The sequence below is a fragment of the Formosa agariphila KMM 3901 genome, from assembly GCF_000723205.1.
Lineage (GTDB): Bacteria > Bacteroidota > Bacteroidia > Flavobacteriales > Flavobacteriaceae > Formosa > Formosa agariphila.
On sequence record NZ_HG315671.1, the window covers coordinates 4,102,695 to 4,125,542 of the forward strand.

The window sequence follows — 22,848 nt, forward strand, 5'->3', positions numbered from 1 at the left end:
TTTCCTTCAATAGTATTCAACATGATAAAGAAAAAAAAAATCAATTCACAAAGTTTAATTAATTAATTATCAGATTTAAGAATATATTTTTTTCATTAATGTGATTTCCATTTATAGACTTCCAACTGATTTAAAATAATATTTCGGGACTTTTCTTTTAAGGCTTTACAGTTGTCTTTAAGTGTCATACCAGCTGTTGGTAAAAATTCATGAACACGAACCCGCATTTGACCAGGACTACCACTAAAAAAATCGAATGAAAAACGCTCCTTATTATCAGCAAATGTAATAGGAACAATAGGAATTTGATGATTTATTGCTAAACGAAAAGCACCATCTTTAAACTGATCTAAGAGTATGTCTTCTTCAGACACTCCTCCTTCAGGAAATATACAAATACTTAAACCTGATTTTAATCGTCGCTCTGCACTTTCGAACACAGCATGTCTACTACGCAAACTGTCGCGATCTACCAAGATACAAGTCCGTTTATAAAAAAAACCAAACAACGGAATTTTAGCCAATTCTTTTTTACCTACAAATACAAATGGATTCTTAACGGTGACTAACATGAGCATAATATCGGTCATGGAAGTATGGTTTGCTATAAACATATAGCTCTCCTCTATATTTGGAATCTCTTCCCGTTCGATCTTCCACCGAAAGCACATTCCTATTAAAATAAATTTAGACCAAAGTCTAGCCATTCTAAAAAAATATGGGTACCACGATTCCTTAGAAATAGAAATTAACAAAAAAGGTAGAAGTATTAGGATTGGGATTGCTACTAAAATATAGAACCACACACGATATAGAATCCAAAAAATATATTTAAATATCTTCATACTTGTCAAAAATACATAAAATGAATGCCATTAAAGCCATACTAAAGTATCACTTTTTATAATTTAAAATTAAACTCAGTGCTTTCAGATACATCTAAAACCAAATTACTTCTATATTAAGAAACACAGAAACTTAAAAAACGGCATAAAAAAAGCCCCCTGAAGACAGGGAGCTTTATGAATTATCTTGAGTTCGTATTGTATTAGTTCACGACCTTTTTGGTCACAACAATATTCCCTTCTAAAACTATTGAGGCTAAATAAATACCTTTTGAAAATTTAAAGCTCTCATTTAACTGAGTACTATTACCACTAGATTTAAATGAAACAATTTGTTTTCCACTAATATCATACATTTTAACTTCCTTAATGGTTTTAAATGCTTTTACATTCAATACATTATGGACAATAGTAACAAATGTTCTAGATTTCTCTAACTCGTCTACAGAAAGTGTTTTCTTATAATGTAAAACAAAACGATCATTAATCTCTCCTTGTTCTCCAGAGAAATCATACGGCGACATTCTTAAATCATGCTCCATATTTAAATAAGTATCTTCTAAGTACAAAGGTTGCTCATCATCAACAAATACAGAACCACTTAAATCACCGATTGCAATTTTATAGCTTCCACCTGCTGGAAGATTAACTCCTACTGGAATTCCTTCTGAATCTGAGAAAGGTAATGGCCGTCCTTGAATAACCATTTTTGAATCTTCTACCATGGTGTAAACATCTAACCCAACTAAATCTGAATACGTATCGTATAATTTATCTTTTCCCAGAGTTGCACCCTCTACATACCCTATTAAAGTACTTGCAGAAGTATTAGCTGCATCGATTAAACTTAACCAAATTAATTGCTTCCCAGTATTATCTGTAGCCATATTTGTTTTAAAGAAACCAGAATTATCATAGCCATTACCATCTCCATCATATCTCATATCATTCGTAAAAACAGCTTGCCCCTCTGCAGATGCTTCGTCTAACTGTACAAAAAATGCTTGTCCAGAAGAAATATTTCCTTCAGTTGTTTGCGGTGGGTTCGCTCCTGTAGAATTATAACTAACATACTGCTCGTTATAATTATATGCCAAACTTTGATACTGACTGCTCGTTAAAGGAGAATTTACATTCTTAATTGCTAAATTATCTGCCCAAAAACAAATAGTTCCATTTAATGCTGTATTAGCTGCTAAAAACTCATCACCACTAATCGCAGACGGATAAGGATTCCCTATAAGGTTCCAGTTTTTTAATTCTTCTTGTTTATCTGAATCACTAGATTTTAATACAGCTACACTTTTACTCCCATTTAGTGGAACTCCCTTAAAAACTGCTGTGAACCATGGAAAAACGAATTCTTGGGGAATTTGAACAGCATATCCTTTTGCTGACTCCATTAAGCCTCCTGAAGTAATCCAACTGCCATTTACATCCCATTGAAAAACAGGAGTTACATATGGTGAGGTAATAGTATTTACATTATAGTTTCCTACTGGCGTAGACCACATAATAAAATCGTCACTTTTAATATTATTTACATTTCGTAACATTGTAATATCACCAGTATTGATATTATCGTCTGTATCCTCGCTAGTTTGAATTAAGTTTGAACTATCTTCAAATATTAACTCACCTCCAGTTTCCACCATTACATTTCCACTCAATGTCACAGTTGACCCCGATAGAATAGTAGCACTACTCCCCGAAGGAACTACACAATCACAACCTTCTAAATTACCCATCTCCTTATAGTCTGAGGAAAATATGAAACGCCTATTTTCTGGTTTAACAACAATACCTGCTTCCACATATGAAGGTGGTAGCTGCCACGCATTTCCATCCCAATAAACGGGAGTACCTCCTTGAGTTAATGAAACTGCTGTAAAAACTGATCCAAAAGAATTTGAAACTTGTAATTTATATTTACCTAAATCCTCTAACTGAATGTCATCACTTAATGTTAATGTATTGGAATTAGCCCCAGAAATAGGAGTGTTATATTTATACCATTGGTAGGATAACTTTTCATCCGCTGCCCCTGTCGCATTACCCGAAACTTGAGCTATTGCAGAAAAAGAAATATCATCACTATTAGGAATTTTACACACATAATTTGAAACTGGATATTTAGTAATTACAGGTGTTTTAATATCAAACGACCCACGATTATATGCTAAGAATGCAAGATCCGCAGTACCGCCTGCAACCATATTAATATTATTAATATTTGCCACATTATCTGGTGTAATTTCAAAATCTTCAAATCTAAAAGCAGCCATACGTAAAGGTCGTTTTTCATCTTCAGTAAATGTTCTTATTTGCGGTTTAGCCACCCCATAATTTAAACCTGCCTGCAGTGAATATAAATCTAATCTCCACATAGCCAAAAGTCCGTCTCCAGCATAATCCTCTACTTCTTCCTGAATAATTGATAATTTTATAGGTCTTCCTACTACATTCCCTGAATCATCAGCATAATAATAAATATCTGTACTTCCTGCTTTGGCTATTTGAGTTATTAAAAAATCTGGAGCCCCGTCATTAATACCTCCTAATTGTCCACCACTACTATAAAACCCAACATCGGCCAGCTGATTAAAGTTAGTTACACCTGTTCCTAAATCTAATCCATTAATACCATCTACTAAGTTTTCATAAATCGTTGCATTCAAAATTTCTGGGGAGGTAATCATCTCTCCTTCATTTACCTCACCATCTATCAAGTCTGCCATTGCTAAGTAATTAAGCGAGTAAGTTGAACCATCGACACCATTAGTACTATATGCATTAAATAACTGCGAATCGAAATCAACATTCTTTTCAGTTAATAAATCATCATCAACACCTGTAGAATAAGTGACTCCATCAAAAGTAAATGCTAAAAGATCATGACGCGTATTTGGCATTAAATCTACATTTGCGGTATCTGCTTTCCATTGTGATGATCTCCAAAACCCCTTATAGGTAGTAAAAATCTCTGTAATTCTCGTGACGTTATTATTTTCTCCATTGTCAAGAATTTTTACCTCCGGAGCTATATAATATATATTAAAGCTTGTGGAATTTCCACCAACAAGCAATTCCGCTGTAACATCATCTTTTCCAGATTCAGAAATCTCAAATGTCATTTCCATCGAGTTAACTAATATTTTACTACCTCTTTTTATAGCTACACCAGGAATACTTATAGAAGTTGAAGCTGTAAATCCTGAACCAACTATTGTGATTTTAGAGTTAGTTGTAACGCGAGTAGGAAATATTTCGGTTACTGACTGCCCTAATAATTGAAACGATACCATTACGAAAAGGAATAATATCATTTTTTTAGAAAGGTTAATACATTTTGATTGCGTAATTGTTTTTGTCATAGGTTTACGGTTTAATAAAATTAAGTTTGATAATAGCAATAATATAGCGGTAGGAAGAATATTACATTTTGTAAATACTTTTATTTAATGAATTAATTTCTTAGAAACTATTATCCCGTTGTCTAAAGTGATATTCACTAAATATACTCCTTTAGAAAAAGGAAAATTAATTGAAGTGCTGCTGCTAATTACACTAGGCACATAGTTAATAAGCTGTTTCCCATTGATGTCATACACAGCAATTCCTGTTATGTTTTTTGATGATTTAATATTTAAAGCTCCATTATTAATAAAAACATAAGTTTTAGCTACTAAATCCTCTTTTACAGAAAGTTTAGACGATGATTTATATTTTAAAATAAAGCGATCGTTTGTTACACCTTTAACCGCCGTAAATGCATAAGGCGACTGTTTTAAATCATGTTCCATATTTAAATAAGTGTCTTCTAAAAAAATAGCTTGGTTCTTATCTTTAAACAATTTTCCTTCTAGATGATCTATACCTATTTTATATGATCCGTTTGTTAAAATATCTATTCCCAAGGACACCTGATCAGAATCAATAAAAGATGAAAGAGAACGCCCTTGAATAGTCATTTTCTTTTCAGATATAAGTGAATATATATTAAAACCACTATAATTTGCATAGGCATCATACAACCTATCCTTTTCATTTGTAGCCCCCTCTACATAACCAACTAATGTGCTAACAGAGGAATTTGAATCACTAATCAAACTTAACCATATCAATTGTTTTTCTTGAGTTTCTTCTGTTGACGTTCTGAAAAAATCGGAATTATCTAAAACACTTTCATTAACCCCATATCTCATATCATTAGTAAATTTGACCGTATTATTTGAAGTTCCTTCATCCAACTGCACAAAGAAGGCTTGACCTGCAGCTATATTTCCATTAAATGCCGGGCTAGAAGGAGTCGTTCCTGTACCATTATGGACAATATATTGATCTGAATAATTGTATCCAAAATCGTCATAAAAAGGATCATTTTCTGTATTAGAAATAGCTTCATTATGCGTCCAAATGCTAACACTACCCTGTAAATTAGTGTTGTCTTCTAAAAATGTTTTAGCTGAAATAGCTGAAGGGTATGGATTTCCTAATAAATTCCAATTTGTATTTTCTGCATCCATCTCAACCGACTCCTTAGATGAACTTAATTCAACTAATACTTCACCATTATTTGGAACTCCATCAAAATTTACCGTAAAGTCTGATGCGTTTTTAACACGAGCAATATAACCTTCGCCAGCCGTCATATCAGCATTGGTAGCAGCAATCCAGTTGCCATAATCGGAAGCTTGTGGATCCCATTGATACACTCGAGACGTTGCAATGTTGTTAACATTAAAACCTAATACTGGTGAAGACCAATAAATATAATCTGATACGTCGTTCACATAGGCGTTACGTTTCATAACTATATCCCCTTCATTAATATTACCATTTTCACCATTTATTTGCACTAAACTCGCATTGTTCTCTAGAGTAAAAGTACCTTCTGGTACATAAGGAGTAGGATTATTATCAGGATCTGTACCCGCAGGAATTTCTCCTGCAACTGTAATGTTATTATATAAAGACATACTCTGTCCTGATTTTATAATTACATTTGTTCCTGCTGGAATTGTACAGTCGCAACCTTCAAGATTTATACTTTGGGCCGGATAATCTGCGGAAAAAATTAAACTACGATCTTCAACAGCTACATTTATATTTTGCTCTGTATAAGCATTAGGTAAATTCCAAGATGTACCATTCCAAATGTACGGTGTTCCTCCTTCTGATAATGACACAGGTAAAATAACTGTACCATAGTCATTAATCACTTTAAGTTTATATGTTGCCAAATCTGAGTCAATTATTTGATTTGTAATCGTATAACTATCAGTAGTAGCACCGGTAATCTCTGTATTATATTTTAACCATTGATAACGTATATCGTCTTTGGGATCAGATGTAGAACTACCATCATCAATTACAATATCGTCTATAGACGCTACAGTCGAAAACGTTATATCTGTATCATTTGGTAGCCTACATAAATATCGTGATACTGGATATTGCGCAATTTTAGGTGATTTAATTTCAAAAGCTGAGGTGTTATAAGCTAAAAAAGCCATGTCTGAAGTCCCTCCTGCCAATAAATTAATATTACCTACATCAGCTATATTTGATGCATCAATCTCAAAATACTCTAGTTTAAGACCTATAACTGAAAGAGGCCTAGTTTCATCTGTACCATATGCACGGCCAACAGGTGTCGCAATATCATAATTTGTATATGGATTAAGCCTATACAAATCCATTCGCCATTCAGTTAGGTAAACATCAGTATGAATATAAAATCTAATTGGTCGCCCAACAATATTTCCTATTTCATCTGCATAATAATATATATCTGTTCCTCCCGCTGTTGCAATTTGCGTTATAATCAAGTCTGGTACAGCATCATTCACTGCTCCTATTTGACCGTTCCCACTAAAAAAACGAATGGTTGCATTTGTATTGAAATTTGTAATACCCGTACCTAATTCAAGTCCATTTTTTCCATCCACAACAGCATCAATAATATTAAGGTTTGATATTTCCGAGTCTAATGGCCCCGTTTCAGCAGATCCGACAACATTATCTACTAAATCTCCAGTTATTATATAATTTTGCCCATATGTTGTCCCAGACACACCATTAGTAGAGTAAGCTTTAAAAACCTCTGGCGAATAAGATATTCCTTTAGCATTTAGCAAAGCATCATCCACTCCAGTAGAATAAGTTGTGCCATTATAAGTAAAGGCTAATAATTCATGTTTATCATTAGGCCAAGTGTTTTGATTATTAGCAACATACCAACTTGATTTCCAATAACCATTACCATTATAATCCCAATTGGTAAATATTTCGGTAATTTTTGAATTTAATTCATAGTTACGGCTTTTTGTATTCAGAATTAGATAACCTACATAATTAATGGTGTTTTTCGTAGAAGGAATACTTATTCCACCAATACTTAAAATACCCGTTTTATCATTGCCTGAGGCTGACCCTCCATCATCAATCTCAAGAGTCATTTCGGTAGGACTAACCAATTTTACATTTTTAATTGGAATATTCGTAATAGTAATATTATCTCTATCAGTTTCATCAAATCCAGTCCCTACAATAGTAATTTTGGTTTCGTATGTAACCCGAGTAGGAAATACATCTGTAACCGTTTGCCCATAGAAAGGCAGCGTTAAAAACAACAATATAAAAGGTAATATCTTTTTAAACGATATGCATAGCGGCATAAAAGAAGTAAAGTTTTTCATAAGCAGGGGTTTTAAATGCGTAATTTAAATCCACGTCAATACATAGGGAGAGTGGTGTATTAACATAATTTTACGTAAAATTAAGAAGAGAGTTAGTCGACACAAAAAAATTAGTTTATACGCTAATTAATACCTATGAAAGGCTATAATCTAGCACGTTGGTACTAAAACTTAAGATTTTCACGACTACCTTATGTAGCAAACTACTTACAATGTAAGTTTTGTCTACATCATAGTTTTTATTCTTAATATCAGGTACTCTTTAAACGTTTCCCTTTACTCTTTAGGTAATACCTTAATTTTTTCCATAAAAAAATTACCTTTGTGTTTCAATAAGCACAATTAACATGGCAAGAATTTTAACTGGTGTACAAAGCACCGGAATACCACATTTAGGAAATTTATTAGGAGCAATTATTCCTGCAATAAAAATGTCTGAAATAGATGCAAACGAATCGTATTTATTTATTGCAGATATGCACTCGTTAACTCAAATTAAAGACGCAGAAAGCCTTAGACATAATACCTATTGCGTTGCTGCAACGTGGCTCGCTTTTGGTTTAGATATAGACAAAGTCGTGTTTTACAGACAGAGCGATATTCCTGAAACAACCGAGTTAAGCTGGTACTTAAGCTGCTTTTTTCCTTACCAACGTTTAACATTAGCTCATGGTTTTAAAGATAAAGCAGACCGTTTAGAAGATGTAAACGCTGGTTTGTTTACTTACCCTATGCTTATGGCTGCAGATATATTATTATACGACGCCGAAGTTATTCCTGTAGGAAAGGATCAATTGCAACATATTGAAATGACTCGTGATGTTGCTTCTCGTTTTCATGCTAAAATGGGAGGTGAAACCTTCGTGCTACCGGTAGGTAAAATACAAGAAGATGGTATTTTAATTCCTGGTACCGATGGTGCTAAAATGAGTAAGAGTAAAAACAATTTGATTAATATTTTTCAAAGCGATAAAAAATTACGCAAGCAAGTCATGAGCATACAAACAGATAGTACGCCTCTTGAAGAACCTAAAGACTGGAGTACCTGTAACTGTTTTGCTATTTACAACTTATTAGCATCCGAAGAACAGATTGCCGCTATGAAAGCCAATTATGAAAACGGTAATTATGGTTACGGTCATGCTAAACAGGCCCTTTTTGAATTAATTGTTGAACGCTTTGCAGTAGAACGCGAACGTTTCGATTATTATATAAATAATTTAGAAGAAATAGATAAAGCGTTAGCCGTAGGTGCTGCAAAAGCAAAACAAGTTGCACAAAACACATTAAGTCGTGTTCGTGCAAAAGTAGGCTATTAAGACCTCTCACATTTTTGTATCTTTAGGGTGATTATTGCCCTAATATTTAATATATGCCCCACTTAAAACTTTTAGTGTTAATAATCCTTTTTGTAGGTGTTCGTACTGGATACGGACAAGAAGGATTACATTTTTCTGTAAACCACCAATTATACCTTAAAGGTAATTCTGCTTTAATAGGGAATAATATCGTGAGTGAACATGCTACAAAACCCTTTAACGACAGAGCCATTTTTAACGATAAAATTAAAATGGAATATATTGATGTCGATGATGATAAAGAAACTTTTAGTTCTAGTCAAGCCGCTTTAACACTTCCAGAACATTCTAAAAAAATAGTTTATGCTGCGTTGTATTGGAGTGCCATATACAAGTACGACAAAGGTGTAAAACGCACCTTAAATGATCAAATAGTTTACAAAGGAAATGATGAACGCTCACTAGACGTAAATAAAATACTTTTTAAAACACCACTAGGCGAATACACAGAAATTAAAGGATTAAAAGTTTACGATAGTTATTTAAATTCTTCATTTAACGACTCTAAACCTTATGTTTGTTATTCTGATGTAACCCAATTATTACAAGACACAGAAACAGTAAACGGAAATTACACCGTTGCCAATATAAAAGCCACCGAAGGCTATGTTTCTGGAGGATGTTCTGGAGGATGGTTACTTTACGTTGTCTATGAAAATCCAGACGATAAGCCTAAATACTTCACGACATACAATGGCTTTCTTGAAGTCGATAAAAAAACAGTAGACATTACGTTTGCCGATTTTAAAACTAACGAAATAGGCGATATAAAAACATCGCTTTCTATTGGAGCTTTAGAAGGTGATCAAAAATTAAAAACGGATGTTTGTAAAGTTTACAACAGTAATGTTGGAGATTATGTACCGCTTTATACCAACTTAAGAGCTGAAGATAATTTTTTTAATAGTTCTATAACTATTGATGATGTATACTTTAAAAATCGCACTCCAAATAGTATAAATACCTTAGGTTTCGATTTGGTAAAAATGGATATTCCTAATAAGGATAATTCTATTCTATCTAATAATAGCTCGGAATTAACTATTGAGTTTAAAACCAAAGCCGATCGGTTTTATTTGTTTTTTGTGGCTTTCGAAACAGAGATTAGTCCGATATATTTAGAAAACAAAAACACGGATTATTATATGACGGTAGATATTGACACCTACGCCCTACCACAAGATAAAGATTTAGAAAAAATTAAAAATTTAAAATCCACATCCATTCCAGGTTTAAAGGCAGGGTATTACCTTGTCACCAATGTGTTTTCTGTAGAAAAAAACGCAACGAATTGGAAGGAATTTTTAACAGAAAAAGGACACACACCTCATTCGTATAAAAACCCAATAAATAACTGGGATTATATTTATTTAAAAAACAGCGAAGATCCAAATGAAGTCTATTTAAAACAACGAGAATTGTCGCGTTTAGATTATTTTGAAGATATTTGGGTGTTAAAAATAAACATGTAACCCTTTAAATTATTTCGAATAACTTACCTGGCAATGGCCGAATAACGCCTTTTAATTCCATATTTAACAATATACCTGCAACCTTAAAAATGGGTAAACCACAAGCTATAGCAATACTATCTAATAATTGTTTATCAGTCTTTTTTAAAAACTCGTAAATCAAGGTTTCTTGATCATCTAATTCTACAAACAATTGTTTCTGAATAACTTTTGGCTCCCTTTCTAATTGCCAGTTTAAAATATAAGCCACATCTAACGGTGTCGAAAGTAACTGTGCTTTCTGTTGCTTAATTAAATTGTTGCACCCTTTACTTAAGGCATCTGTTGGACGTCCAGGAACGGCAAATACATCTCGGTTATAAGAATTCGCAATATCTGCAGTTACCAAACTTCCACCACGTTCTGCAGATTCAATCACAATAGTTGCTGTACTTAAACCAGCAATAATTCGATTTCGCTTTAAAAAATTATTCCGATCAAAAATAGAGGAACTCCAAAAATCTGTTAAAAATCCACCGTGTTGTTCTATTTCTGCAACATACTTTTTATGAACTTTAGGATATGTCTGATTTAATCCATGTGCCAAACATCCAATGGTTTGCAAACCATTTTTAACAGCCGATTTATGTGCTGTAATATCTGTTCCATAAGCAAACCCCGAAACAATAACTGGATTAAACACTGCTAATTCTTCAACTAATTTTTCGCAAAAAGCAATACCCGATGTTGTAATCTTTCGAGTTCCAACAATACTTATAATACGTTCTGATTTCAAATTGACGGCTCCAGATTGAAATACCAAAATAGGCCCATCAATAGAATGTTTTAGTTTTTCAGGATAATCAGAGTCTTCAAAATATAAACACGTTATATTATTTTTATGTATAAAATCTAATTCGGCTTTGGCAGCTGCTAAATGGGTACTCAAACTTAATTCGTTAAGTCTTACTTTTCCTATTCCATCAATTTTAGCAAGTATGTGTTTTTTCTCTTTAAAAACAGCTTCAGCCGATCCACAATGCTTAATTAACTTTTTAGCACCAATATCACCTACATTAGGTACATGTTGTAATGCTAAAACATATAAAAGTTGGTCTTCTGTCATAACCACATCTATCCGATTTCATTTAAACGTGAAAAAATCATTCCTTTAACGTAAATTAATCAATTGATTCTTAAGATACAAGAAACAAATTACTTTACTGTTAATAAAAAAGTGAAACACCAACTTTGAACGCACTAAAATTTGATTAACTTTGTATTTATGCAATTAGAGACTTACATAAGCGACTTACTATATAGATATGAATGTGTTATTGTTCCTGAGTTTGGAGCATTTTTAACACAACGTGTTTCGGCAAAAATAAATGCTGATACCAATACATTTTTTCCACCTAAAAAAGCCATTTCTTTTAACGAACAAATTCAGCAAAACGATGGTCTTTTAGCACATTATGTAGCTGATGTGGAGAAAATTCCATTTGAAATCGCCTTAGAAAAAATTAAAAAGCGTGTGGTTTCAATTAAATCTCAATTGGTTGAAAAAGAAAGTATTTCTTTAGAAAACATTGGAGAATTAGCTTTAAATGAAGAAGGTAAAATAACATTTGAACCTTTTAATCATTTAAACTATTTAACCGATGCTTTTGGACTAAACATAATGGTTTCTCCTGCTATATCTAGAGAAGAATATAAGCAAGAAATAGAGTCTATAGAGAAAGTTATACCGCTTACTTTTACACCAGAACGTCGTAAAACAAGACCATATTTACGTTATGCTGCTATTGCTGTACTAGCATTAGGACTTAGCGGATTTTTAGGGTCTAAGTATTATGTAAATCAGGTAGAAAATCATAATCAAATTGCGCAAGAAACCGCTAACACACAGTTAGAACACAAAATACAAGAAGCAACATTTGTTATTGAGAATCCGTTGCCAGCTGTAAGTTTAACAGTTACAAAACCTGTAGGAACATATCATATTATTGCTGGAGCATTTCGTGTGGAAGAAAACTGCGAAAAAATTGTAAGCGATCTTAAATCTGAAGGTTTCAATGCCCGAAAAATTGGTGTTAATAAATATGGTTTACACCAAGTGGTTTACGATAGCTATGAAGATAGAAAAGAAGCCTTAAATGCATTACGCGAAATTCGTAGAAACAACAATCCTCATGCATGGTTACTTGTTAAAGACTTAAAATAAAACATCTTAAACAGATATAAACACAAAAGCGTTATTGGAAATTTCCTGTAACGCTTTTTTTATGCGGTAATCCTAATTTAAGTTTGAAAGTCAACCATCGCTTTGTACCTTTGAGGCAAATAAACATCTATGGAATCAAAAACAGCAGAAGCTACTAAAACTACATTAACAGACCTTGTGTTACCAAGCGAAACAAACCCTTTAAACAATATGTTTGGAGGAGAATTACTAGCACGTATGGATCGTGCTGCAAGTATTGCTGCGCGTCGCCACTCAAGACGAATTGTAGTTACTGCATCTGTAAACCATGTGGCTTTTAACCATGCTATACCATTAGGTAGCGTTGTAATTGTTGAAGCTAAGGTTTCTAGAGCATTTAAGAGCTCTATGGAAGTCTATATAGATGTTTGGACAGAAGATCGAGAATCTGGTCTTAAAACCAAAGCAAACATTGCCATTTACACTTTTGTGGCTGTAAATGAAAGCGGACGACCTATTCCTGTTCCAGAGCTTATTCCTGAAACTAAGCTAGAAAAAGAACGCTACGAGGCTGCCTTACGCCGCAAACAATTAAGTTTAGTGTTAGCAGGTAGAATGAAGCCTAATGAAGCTACAGAATTAAAAGCGTTATTCTTAAAAGAAGATTAAATCTTTACGGTTACATTTTATATAACCACGACGCTGGATTCTGTGTTGTACTTTCTTTAAAAATACTAAAACTTAAAGTGGTATCTCCTGTTGCACTATTTGTGAACACCTGCCCAATAGCCTGTCTGGTAGTTACTTTATCACCCTTTTTTACGTATACTTTAGATAAATTCTTATACGCGGTAAAGTAATTACCATGTTGTACAAGTACAGTCGGGTTTCCTTTTTTCTGAACAATAATAGCATAAACCTCACCATTAAAAACGGCTTTAACTTCCGCTCCTGGACTGGTTGCTATTCGTACCCCATTACTATGTATAGTTGCAGATTTAACAATGGGATGCGGCTGATCGCCATACTTTAATTTTACCACGCCTTTTTCTACTGGCCAAGGCAACTTTCCTTTATTAGCTACAAAACTTGCTGCTAAATTTTTAGCTTCTGGTGTTAAAGAAAAACCTTTAGAACTAGAACTTTTACCTGCCTTTGTATTGGATTTTGCAATAGCTTCGCGAATTAACTTTTCAATTTCACGATCAATACGATCTGCTTCTTGTTGTTTTTGCTTAATCTGATTGGAGTAAGTTTTAACATCTTTCTGAATAGAAGCCATTATTTCTCGCTGTTGTTTACGTTCAATTTCTAATTGAGCCTGTGCAGCATTATTCTCTTTAATAAGAATTTGTTTGTCTTCTTTTTGCTTTAAAAGTTTTGTGTTCGCGACTTTTAATTCGGCAGTCTTAATTTTAATATTTTCTCCCTGCTCCTTTTGATAATCGGTGTATTGTTTTATATACTGTAAGCGCTTATAAGCTTGCTGAAAGTTGTTAGACGATAGTAAAAACATTACACGACTTTGCTCACTCCTACTTTTATAAGAATGCACAATCATCTCGGCATAATCATTTTTAAGCGTTTCAAGGTCTTCACGAAGCTGAGTAATTTCGCGTTGATTTACACCTATTTCACGTGTTAATAAATTGGCTTGCTGATTGGTAACTTTAATTAAATTACTGCGAACATTAATTTTATGATTTAAATCTTCAATAGCCGATAATTGTGACTTCTCTTTAGATTTATTTTTGAACAACATACTGTTTATTTGTTCAATTTCAATACGCAATTCTTGTCGGCGATTTTCCAACTCTTGTTGTTTTTTACTTTGCGAAAACACAAAAACACTGCTTAACAAACAGAGTACAAGAACACTTAATTTATATAGAGATTTTACTTTTATCATTTAAGTTTGATAGGGTTAAAACCTGATGGGATTTTAAATGGAAAATTTAAATTTTCGTTCAAAGATACAGATTTGAATTCCAATTCTATAATAGTTTCGCTTCTAGCTTCAACAGCATTAATTTTTATTTGTTCAGGAATAATTTGTCCAGCAACATCTTGATATTTTAAGTAGTCTATTTGCAGTATACGCTCTTCTTTAGGTTGAGATAATTGCTGAGACATAATTTTGAAATAGGTGGGGTTTATAATATAAAACAGTTCAAATAACGCTTTTTGTTGTTCTGGTTGTACAAGATATGCTTCATCATAGATAGAGGACACGTATTTTGCGTCTTTTAAGTTGAAGAGTGCTTCGCCCAATAATAAATTCTGCACTTTGTTAAAGTCTAGTTCTGTACCTAAAAAATCGCTTAATAATTTATAATCACCTTCAAAAAAAGTGTTATCTAGTTTATTGTAAAAACCAACGTTATCGGGTGTTATTAATAATCTGGCAGCAGAAAACGGACCATTTAACCAAATGGCTTTATCCTTTTCCATTCTCAAATTTATAGCAACCGATTTAGAATTATCTCCTTCAGAATACACGGCTTTTACTTTAGAAGACAGTGTTTTAAAAGCTGCAGCTTGTCTTGTATTTTCCTTTATTAATTGCTTTGTATTTAATTTTAAATTGGCATCTGTATTAGTTAATGTTTTAGCCGATTTACAACCAACTGTTACCAATAAAACCGCTATAATTACAATACGAAGTAGATGTTTCATTACTTTGAAATTTCTGTTTTATTTGCTTTTTCTGTAAAGCGTTTTGCCTCCTTAGGCTGATTTAAACCCAAATGAGATTGTGCCATTTGAAAATAAAAATCACTTTCTAATTTAGTGTTATCTATAATGTAATCTAAACCCATATCTAACTGCTCTATGGCATCTTTATAACGTCCTATTTTATTTAAAGACAATCCTGCCATTAAATACAATTCGGGTTGAGATGGGTATTTTATTAAGGCTTCTGCTGTTTTTTTGTATGCCAAATCGAATTGCTCTAAGTCGACATATAGCACAATAATATTTCTAGTAATACTATAATTATCACCTTCTAATTGCAGAGCTTCACTATAATACTTTATCGCTTTTTCTTTTTCGCCTTTTGCTAAATAATACTGCGCTAATTCCACTAAAGTTTTTCCATCGTTAGAATCGCCAACCATGGCAGAAACTTCTACCAAGTCTTGTTCATATTCTGGATTTTCACCTACAAACTTTACGAAATCTGAAAGCACCAACACTTTAGCTTCGGCTTTAATTTCGGCACTTTTCATGGCAATTTTCATGGATTCGATGGCTTTCTCAGGCGCGTTACTATCCAAATAAAATTTATATAAGGCCAAATGTACCAATTGAGAATTAGGATTAATCTCTAATAGTTTTTTTGCCGTTTCAAATGCTTTTTCGGCATCACCACTTTCACTATAACGATAAATTAATGCTAGATAATTAGACTCCTGATCAGGGTTGTTTTCCACCCGTTCTTCAAGATTTTCTATTTGCTCTTTCTTTTGTCCTGTTTCCTCATAAATCTGATTTCTTAAAAAATCACGACTTACAGAAATACCCAACTCGGCATCTAATTCATCTAAAACTTTTAGAGCTTCATTATAATCTTTAGTACGCACAAATAAAGCCGCTAAATCTTCCTTATAATCTGGATGGTACTTAACCAACTGCTTTAAGGTTTTTATGGCTTTATCGTATTCATTTTGCTGTGCATACACATCGTAAAGCTCGTCTAGATACCATTCGTTAGACGGCTCTAACTTTACCGCTTTCTTTAAAGCATTTTCTGCTTCACCAAAATTTTTAAGTTTATTGTAGTTCTTACCCATTTCGAAGTAGAGCACAGAATGCGAACCATCTAAAGCAATACATTTCTGAAGTGCTTCTACAGAACGATTGTAGTTTTCAATTCCTTTTTGCTTTAAAGCTTCGAAAAATAATTCTTGAAACTCATCGTTCACTTCACCCAAATCGTCTACAGGCTTTTCTGCAGGTTCAACTTGAGCATAAGATTGCATGGAAATCCAAAAGAATCCCAAAAAACCAAACTTAATTATGGTTTTAAATCTTATGCTCATGTTGTTATTATTTTAATTTAAAACTGAATAATCACCAATACTAATGGTTTTAAAATTACCATCGAATTCTACATGATTACCAATCATTGCATCATCTAAAGTAGCATTTTTAATACTTGAATAATTACTTATTATAGTATTTTTAACTGTTGAATTATCTAAAACACATCCGTTACCAATAGACACATTAGGTCCTACAGTTGAATCTGTTAATACTACATCTTTGCCAATATAACAAGGCTCGATAATTTTCGAATTATTTAAAGTTACAGACGGGTCTACTAGTTGCTCAATCCCATCGGCATGTAAAAAACCTAGCATTTTACCGTTAGTTTCTACAGTCACCGCTTTGTTACCGCAATCCATCCACTCGTCTACCTGACCTGTTTTAAAGACTTTTCCTTTAGCCATCATACCTTTAATTCCATCATTAATTTGGTATTCACCACCGTTAATAATGTTATTATCTAGCACATGCTGAAGTTCGTCTTTAAGAACGGCTATATCTTTAAAATAGTATATTCCAATAACCGCTAAATCGCTAACAAAGGTTTCTGGTTTTTCTACTAATTCTACAATTTCTTCTTTTTCATTTAATTGTACTACACCAAAAGCTTCTGGCTTGTCTACTTGCTTTACCCAAATAACAGCATCGGCATCTTCATCTAAATTAAAATCGGCACGAATTAACGTGTCGGCATATGCCACTACTGCTGGTCCAGATAATGACTCTTTTGCGCTCATAATAGCATGACCTGTTCCTAATGGTTGGTCTTGACGATAAATTGAAGCTTTTGCTCCAAGGTCGTTGGCTAGTTTGGTTAAACTGTCTACAACATCATCTCCAAAAAAAGCTGGATCTCCTAAAATAAACGCAACTTCCTCAATAGGTTGGTCTATTACTTTTGCAATATCTTTTACCAAACGGTGAACGATAGGTTGTCCTGCAACTGGAATTAATGGTTTTGGTACTGTTAATGTGTGTGGGCGTAATCGCGATCCGCGACCTGCCATTGGTACTATAATTTTCATAATAAAGGCCTGTAAAAAAACAGGTGTATTTAGTTAATATTTGTTTTGTATATAGATGTCTGAGACTTTAAAGGCCTCTATTTTTTCCCTGTACTTCCAAATCCGCCTTCACCTCTTACGGTTTCAGAAAGCGTTTCAACTTCTAAAAATTGTGCTTGTTCGTGTCTCGCAAACACTAATTGTGCTATACGCTCTCCATGCTCTATAGTAAAATTCTCGTTAGATAAATTAACCAAAATTACGCCAATTTCTCCGCGATAGTCAGCATCTATAGTTCCTGGAGCATTTAACACTGTAATTCCATGCTTTGCTGCCAATCCGCTACGTGGACGAACTTGCGCTTCTATTCCAACTGGTAACTCTATAAATAATCCTGTTTTTACAATTGTTCGCTCTAACGGTTTTAAAGTAATCGCTTCTGATGTTACAGCACGCAGGTCCATTCCTGCTGAAGCTTCAGTTTCATAATGTGGTAATGCATTATCCGATTTGTTTATAATTTTTACTGTCATAGTTATCGTTTTAATAAACTTTGAATATCTTGTTTTTCAAACTTATATATTATCAGCATATACACTGAAAGCAAACCAATTCCAACAACATAATTCTCTCTAAAGAAATAAAAAGAAATGATTGAAAATGTAACAGATACTAATATATAAGCACTAATTTTTTTGATGTTATACGGAATTGGGTAATATTTTCTTCCGAAGTAATACGACAATAACACCATACTTCCATAAGCTGCTAAAGTTGCAATTGCAGAACCTCTATAACTAATAATTGGAATAAGCCAAAAATTTAAGACTAGTGTTACTACAGCTCCAAAAATAGAAATATAAGCTCCAAATTTCGTTCTATCGGTAATTTTATACCATACCGATAAATTATGATACATTCCTAAAAATAAATATGCCAATAGAATAATAGGGACTACAGACATGGCCTCCCAATAATCTTCACTCCTAATTACTATAACTTTTAAAAGGTCTGCAAATACAATAACTCCTAACAGGATTAAAGAGCCAATGGTAACAAAGAATTCTAAAATCTTTGCATAGTTTTTCTGCGGATTTTCGGTTTTTGCATGACTAAAAAAGAACGGTTCTATCCCTAAACGATACGCTGTTGCAAACAACGTCATGAATAACGCGAGTTTATAACAAGCAGAGTACATTCCCACTTGTGTATCGGCAATACTTTCAGGTAATAATTTACTCAGTAAAATACGGTCGAAAGTTTCATTAACAGAAAACGCTAATCCAGCTATTAATACTGGGAATGCATAACGCATCATCCGTTTCCATAAGTCTGTATTGAAATTATATTTCACCTTAACATAAAACGATAATAACAATAATAACGTGACTGCACTCGCTATTAAATTGGCAATAAATATATAGTTGATTTGATAATTTTCGCGACAAATACTATCTAAAATTTCGACGTGATACGACCAATCGTTTAAAGCTAACAGGAAGAACAAGTTTAAACCTAGATTAATAGCGACATTAATGATTTTTATAATCGCATACGTCATAGATTTCTCATTAGCACGTAACCATGCAAATGGAATAATAACTAAGGCATCTAGTAATAAAATCCAAATGACCAGTTTAATATATTCAACTTTAATTTCTGTGATGTAAGCAATTTGATTCTGAAAAATTAAAGCTAATGCAAAGAACCCTAATGAAGAGAGAATTAAAGAAATGGTAGACGTACCTACAACTTCATCTTGATTTTTCTCTTTATTAAAAAATCTAAAAAAAGCAGTTTCCATACCATAGGCAAGCACCACATTAAAAATAACAAACCAAGAGAAGATAACCGAGACTGTACCGTATTCTGCAACCGAATTCAAGACCCCTGGCGACGTATATAACGGCACTAAAAAGAAATTAAGCATACGAGGCAACACTGTTGCTAAACCGTAAATAAATGTTTGTTTAAAAAGGCGTTGTAAAGAGCTCAATATATTTAAATTCTAGGTGGCTAAAAGTATAGAAATCAAGAGAACTAAAAAAGTAAACACTAAATTATTACTGTTTTGATCTAGACTATGGAATTAATGGTGTTTGTTTAGTGTACAGGCTGTCGTACTTATAATATTTTATCGTTCCAGAACTTGTGTAACGTAGCACACATTCGTTCTTTTCAAGTTCAAATTTTGAACTATTTAAAGTTGTGTTAGAAGTTTCGAGTTTTTCAACAGGATTTAATACTGGAATAGTATAGTCCTTTTTCGAATCTACGACACGTCTACCTACAAGTTGTAATGGATTATGACTATCTTGTTTTAGTGCTAATCGAAAAGTTTCAAAATAAATACTATCAAGAGTTATATTTTCAGGAAGTTCGGATTCTAATTCAATAAAAATATTAGTTCCCGAGCCACCAGCTTTCTGGCCAGAATGCCAATGCTGTTTGTATATATATGAAATTTGAATTGGTGGTATTTTTTCTATTTTTTGTGAAGCACAATTTGTAATCGAACTCAATAAAACACTAAATAATAAAAAGATTTTAAACGATTTCATAATACAGATTTTGCATGTCATAAAGATACTAAAACCAAAGTTAGATCATAAAAAAAGCCTCGCGAATTGCAAGGCTTTAATTGTAATGTGATATTAATGTTTAAATTAAAATATAAACATTGTTATGGTTTGCTTAATCTATTAGTAAGGACTAATTATTAAGAGCTTCTGCACCACCAACAATTTCTAAGATTTCGTTAGTAATTGAAGCCTGACGTGCTTTGTTGTATGTTAATTTTAATTGATCTCTTAATTCTGTTGCGTTGTCGGTTGCTTTATGCATAGCTGTCATACGTGCACCGTGTTCACTTGCAAAACTATCTCTAAGACCTTTAAATAATTGGTTTTTTAAAGATTTCGGAATTAATTGGTCAATAATTTCAAGTTTAGATGGCTCAAAAAGATATTCCGTATTTACTTCTTTTTCTACTTCAATAGGCTCAATAGGTAAAAACTGTTCGGTTGTTACAATTTGAGTTGCTGCATTTTTAAATTGATTGTAAACAATATCAATTTTATCAAATTCGCCAGCAACAAATTTTTGCATTAAAGTTTCAGCTATTTCTGCAACATTGTCGAATGTTAAAGTATCGAAAATATCACTTCTATTATCGATTACTTTGTTAGTCTTTTTAAATGCATCATTTGCTTTTTTACCAACTGCAAGATAAGATACATCTTTACCAGCATACTTTGTTTTAGCTAGGTTATTTACCTCTTTAACAATGTTAGAGTTAAACGCACCACATAAACCTCTGTTAGAAGTTATTGCAACAATAAGTACTTTGTTAACCTCTCTTTGTTCTGAATATTGATTAGATATTTCTGAATCTATGGTTGCACTTAATGTTTGTAAAAGCTCTGTAAGTTTGTCTGAGTAAGGACGCATAGCAGTAATAGCATCTTGCGCTTTCTTTAACTTTGCAGCCGATACCATTTTCATGGCACTTGTGATCTGCATCGTTGAAGATACCGAAGCTATTCTGTTACGTATTTCTTTTAAATTTGCCATGTTTTATACTAGAATAAAGTATTGAGTATTCAGTAGTGAAATCTATTTGACCTCACTACTCAATACTAAAATCTAATTATGCTTTATATTTCACTGATACTTCTTTTGCTACAGCCACTAATGTATCTGTAACTTCATCAGTTAATTTACCTGCTTTTAAAGTGCTTAAAACACCAGAATGTTTAGCTCTTAAAAATTCAAGGTAATCATTTTCAAATTCTTTTACTCTTTCAACAGGAACGTCTTTAAGTAAGTTTTTAGAACCTGCATAAATAATTGCAACTTGCTCTTCTACTTTAAACGGATCGTTTTGAGCTTGTTTTAAGATCTCTACGTTACGTTTACCTTTGTTAATTACATTTAAAGTTACAGCATCTAAATCTGATCCAAATTTCGCGAAAGCTTCTAATTCACGGTATTGTGCTTGATCAAGTTTTAAAGTACCTGATACTTTTTTCATAGATTTAATCTGAGCGTTACCACCAACACGAGATACAGAAATACCAACGTTAATAGCTGGACGTACACCAGAGTTAAATAAATCTCCATCTAAGAAGATTTGCCCATCTGTAATAGAAATTACGTTGGTTGGGATATATGCAGAAACGTCTCCCGCTTGTGTTTCAATAATTGGTAACGCTGTTAAAGAACCACCACCTTTTACGATTGGCTTTAATGAATCTGGTAAATCATTCATTTCTCTAGCAATAGCGTCATTATTAATAACTTTTGCAGAACGCTCTAATAAACGAGAGTGTAAGTAAAATACATCCCCAGGATATGCTTCACGTCCCGGTGGACGACGTAATAATAAAGACACCTCACGGTAAGCAACCGCTTGCTTCGATAAATCATCGAAAACAATTAAAGCTGGTCTACCAGTATCTCTAAAATACTCTCCAATAGAAGCTCCTGTAAATGGTGCATAAACTTGCATTGCAGCAGGATCAGACGCATTTGCAGCTACTATTGTTGTGTAAGCTAAAGCTCCTTTTTCTTCAAGAGTTTTAGCAATTAAAGCAACTGTTGAAGCTTTTTGCCCAACAGCTACATATATACAATATACAGGCTCACCTGCATCGTAAAATTCTTTTTGATTTAAAATAGCATCAATACAAACAGCTGTTTTTCCTGTTTGTCTATCTCCAATTACCAACTCACGTTGCCCTCTACCTACTGGAATCATCGCATCAATTGCTTTAATACCTGTTTGTAACGGCTCTGTTACTGGCTCTCTAAAGATAACCCCTGGCGCTTTACGCTCTAAAGGCATTTCGTAAGTTTCACCAGTGATAGGTCCTTTACCATCGATAGGGTTTCCTAAAGTATCTACAACACGACCAACAATACCTTCACCTACATTAATAGATGCGATACGCTCTGTACGTTTTACAGTTGTTCCTTCTTTAACGAATTGTGATGGTCCTAATAATACTACACCTACATTATCTTCCTCAAGGTTTAATACAATCCCTTCAAGACCGTCTCCGAAATCTACTAATTCACCATATTGTGCGTTAGCTAATCCGTAAACACGTGCAATACCATCTCCAACAGTTAATACTGTTCCTACTTCGTTTAAGGTTGCTCCTGCGTCAAAACCTTGTAGTTGTTGCTTTAGGATTGCTGTTACTTCAGCTGGTTTTACTTCTGCCATTTTATT

Annotated in this window: 17 protein-coding genes; 4 read left to right on the forward strand and 13 right to left on the reverse strand. The window is 33.3% G+C overall.

All coding sequences use genetic code 11. The features are described 5' to 3' along the window. Positions 1 to 95: 95 nt before the first annotated feature. The 3 genes from BN863_RS17320 to BN863_RS17330 all read right to left on the reverse strand — a co-directional run bounded on the left by BN863_RS17320 (position 96) and on the right by BN863_RS17330 (position 7,546). The gene (locus tag BN863_RS17320) at positions 96 to 845 is read right to left on the reverse strand and encodes a lysophospholipid acyltransferase family protein (protein ID WP_038532718.1); all 750 of its coding nucleotides are present in this window, start codon (positions 843 to 845) and stop codon (positions 96 to 98) included. A gap of 203 nt (positions 846 to 1,048) precedes the next feature. Next, positions 1,049 to 4,219: a T9SS type A sorting domain-containing protein gene (locus BN863_RS17325; protein WP_148304643.1), complete on the reverse strand. Its 3,171-nt coding sequence runs from the start codon at positions 4,217 to 4,219 to the stop codon at positions 1,049 to 1,051. Between the two features lie 84 nt (positions 4,220 to 4,303). Continuing rightward, a complete protein-coding gene (locus BN863_RS17330; RefSeq protein WP_084817573.1) occupies positions 4,304 to 7,546 on the reverse strand; it encodes a T9SS type A sorting domain-containing protein in 3,243 nt (1,080 codons plus the stop codon). Between the two features lie 347 nt (positions 7,547 to 7,893). Between BN863_RS17330 and trpS the strand changes: the two genes are divergently transcribed. Continuing rightward, on the forward strand, positions 7,894 to 8,865 hold the full coding sequence (trpS, locus tag BN863_RS17335) for a tryptophan--tRNA ligase (protein WP_038532724.1): 972 nt from the start codon (positions 7,894 to 7,896) through the stop codon (positions 8,863 to 8,865). A gap of 53 nt (positions 8,866 to 8,918) precedes the next feature. Beyond that, positions 8,919 to 10,376 carry a hypothetical protein gene (locus tag BN863_RS17340; protein WP_038532726.1) on the forward strand — a complete coding sequence of 486 codons (1,458 nt, stop codon included), beginning with the start codon at positions 8,919 to 8,921 and terminating at the stop codon, positions 10,374 to 10,376. Positions 10,377 to 10,380: 4 nt separating this feature from the next. Here the strand turns inward: BN863_RS17340 and dprA are convergent, their stop codons facing one another. Then, positions 10,381 to 11,481 carry a DNA-processing protein DprA gene (dprA, locus tag BN863_RS17345; RefSeq protein ID WP_038532728.1) on the reverse strand — a complete coding sequence of 367 codons (1,101 nt, stop codon included), beginning with the start codon at positions 11,479 to 11,481 and terminating at the stop codon, positions 10,381 to 10,383. A 159-nt stretch (positions 11,482 to 11,640) separates the two neighbouring features. On the opposite strand from dprA, the gene BN863_RS17350 reads away from it, so the two are divergent. Both BN863_RS17350 and BN863_RS17355 read left to right on the forward strand, forming a co-directional pair. Next, a complete protein-coding gene (locus tag BN863_RS17350; RefSeq protein ID WP_038532730.1) occupies positions 11,641 to 12,579 on the forward strand; it encodes an HU domain-containing protein in 939 nt (312 codons plus the stop codon). A gap of 129 nt (positions 12,580 to 12,708) precedes the next feature. After that, positions 12,709 to 13,227, forward strand: a complete 519-nt coding sequence (locus BN863_RS17355) for an acyl-CoA thioesterase (RefSeq protein ID WP_038532732.1) — start codon at positions 12,709 to 12,711, stop codon at positions 13,225 to 13,227. Positions 13,228 to 13,237: 10 nt separating this feature from the next. Here BN863_RS17355 and BN863_RS17360 read toward each other — a convergent pair whose 3' ends face one another. From BN863_RS17360 to atpA, 9 genes are all read right to left on the reverse strand, one after another. After that, positions 13,238 to 14,467: a murein hydrolase activator EnvC family protein gene (locus tag BN863_RS17360; RefSeq protein ID WP_038532734.1), complete on the reverse strand. Its 1,230-nt coding sequence runs from the start codon at positions 14,465 to 14,467 to the stop codon at positions 13,238 to 13,240. After that, positions 14,464 to 15,234: a DUF4292 domain-containing protein gene (locus BN863_RS17365; protein WP_038532736.1), complete on the reverse strand. Its 771-nt coding sequence runs from the start codon at positions 15,232 to 15,234 to the stop codon at positions 14,464 to 14,466. Before BN863_RS17365 ends, BN863_RS17360 begins: the two co-directional genes overlap by 4 nt. Then, the gene (locus tag BN863_RS17370) at positions 15,234 to 16,601 is read right to left on the reverse strand and encodes a tetratricopeptide repeat protein (RefSeq protein ID WP_038532738.1); all 1,368 of its coding nucleotides are present in this window, start codon (positions 16,599 to 16,601) and stop codon (positions 15,234 to 15,236) included. Before BN863_RS17370 ends, BN863_RS17365 begins: the two co-directional genes overlap by 1 nt. A 12-nt stretch (positions 16,602 to 16,613) precedes the next feature. Further along, entirely contained in the window at positions 16,614 to 17,633 is a 1,020-nt protein-coding gene (locus tag BN863_RS17375; protein WP_038532740.1) for a sugar phosphate nucleotidyltransferase, read from the reverse strand. A gap of 77 nt (positions 17,634 to 17,710) precedes the next feature. Next, on the reverse strand, positions 17,711 to 18,145 hold the full coding sequence (gene dut / locus BN863_RS17380; protein ID WP_038532742.1) for a dUTP diphosphatase: 435 nt from the start codon (positions 18,143 to 18,145) through the stop codon (positions 17,711 to 17,713). A gap of 2 nt (positions 18,146 to 18,147) precedes the next feature. Beyond that, positions 18,148 to 19,608: a lipopolysaccharide biosynthesis protein gene (locus BN863_RS17385; protein WP_038532744.1), complete on the reverse strand. Its 1,461-nt coding sequence runs from the start codon at positions 19,606 to 19,608 to the stop codon at positions 18,148 to 18,150. A gap of 85 nt (positions 19,609 to 19,693) precedes the next feature. Continuing rightward, entirely contained in the window at positions 19,694 to 20,173 is a 480-nt protein-coding gene (locus tag BN863_RS17390; protein ID WP_038532746.1) for a hypothetical protein, read from the reverse strand. Positions 20,174 to 20,324: 151 nt separating this feature from the next. Then, positions 20,325 to 21,185: an ATP synthase F1 subunit gamma gene (gene atpG / locus BN863_RS17395; protein ID WP_038532748.1), complete on the reverse strand. Its 861-nt coding sequence runs from the start codon at positions 21,183 to 21,185 to the stop codon at positions 20,325 to 20,327. A 76-nt stretch (positions 21,186 to 21,261) separates the two neighbouring features. Further along, a complete protein-coding gene (gene atpA, locus BN863_RS17400; RefSeq protein WP_038532750.1) occupies positions 21,262 to 22,842 on the reverse strand; it encodes a F0F1 ATP synthase subunit alpha in 1,581 nt (526 codons plus the stop codon). Positions 22,843 to 22,848: the final 6 nt, after the last annotated feature.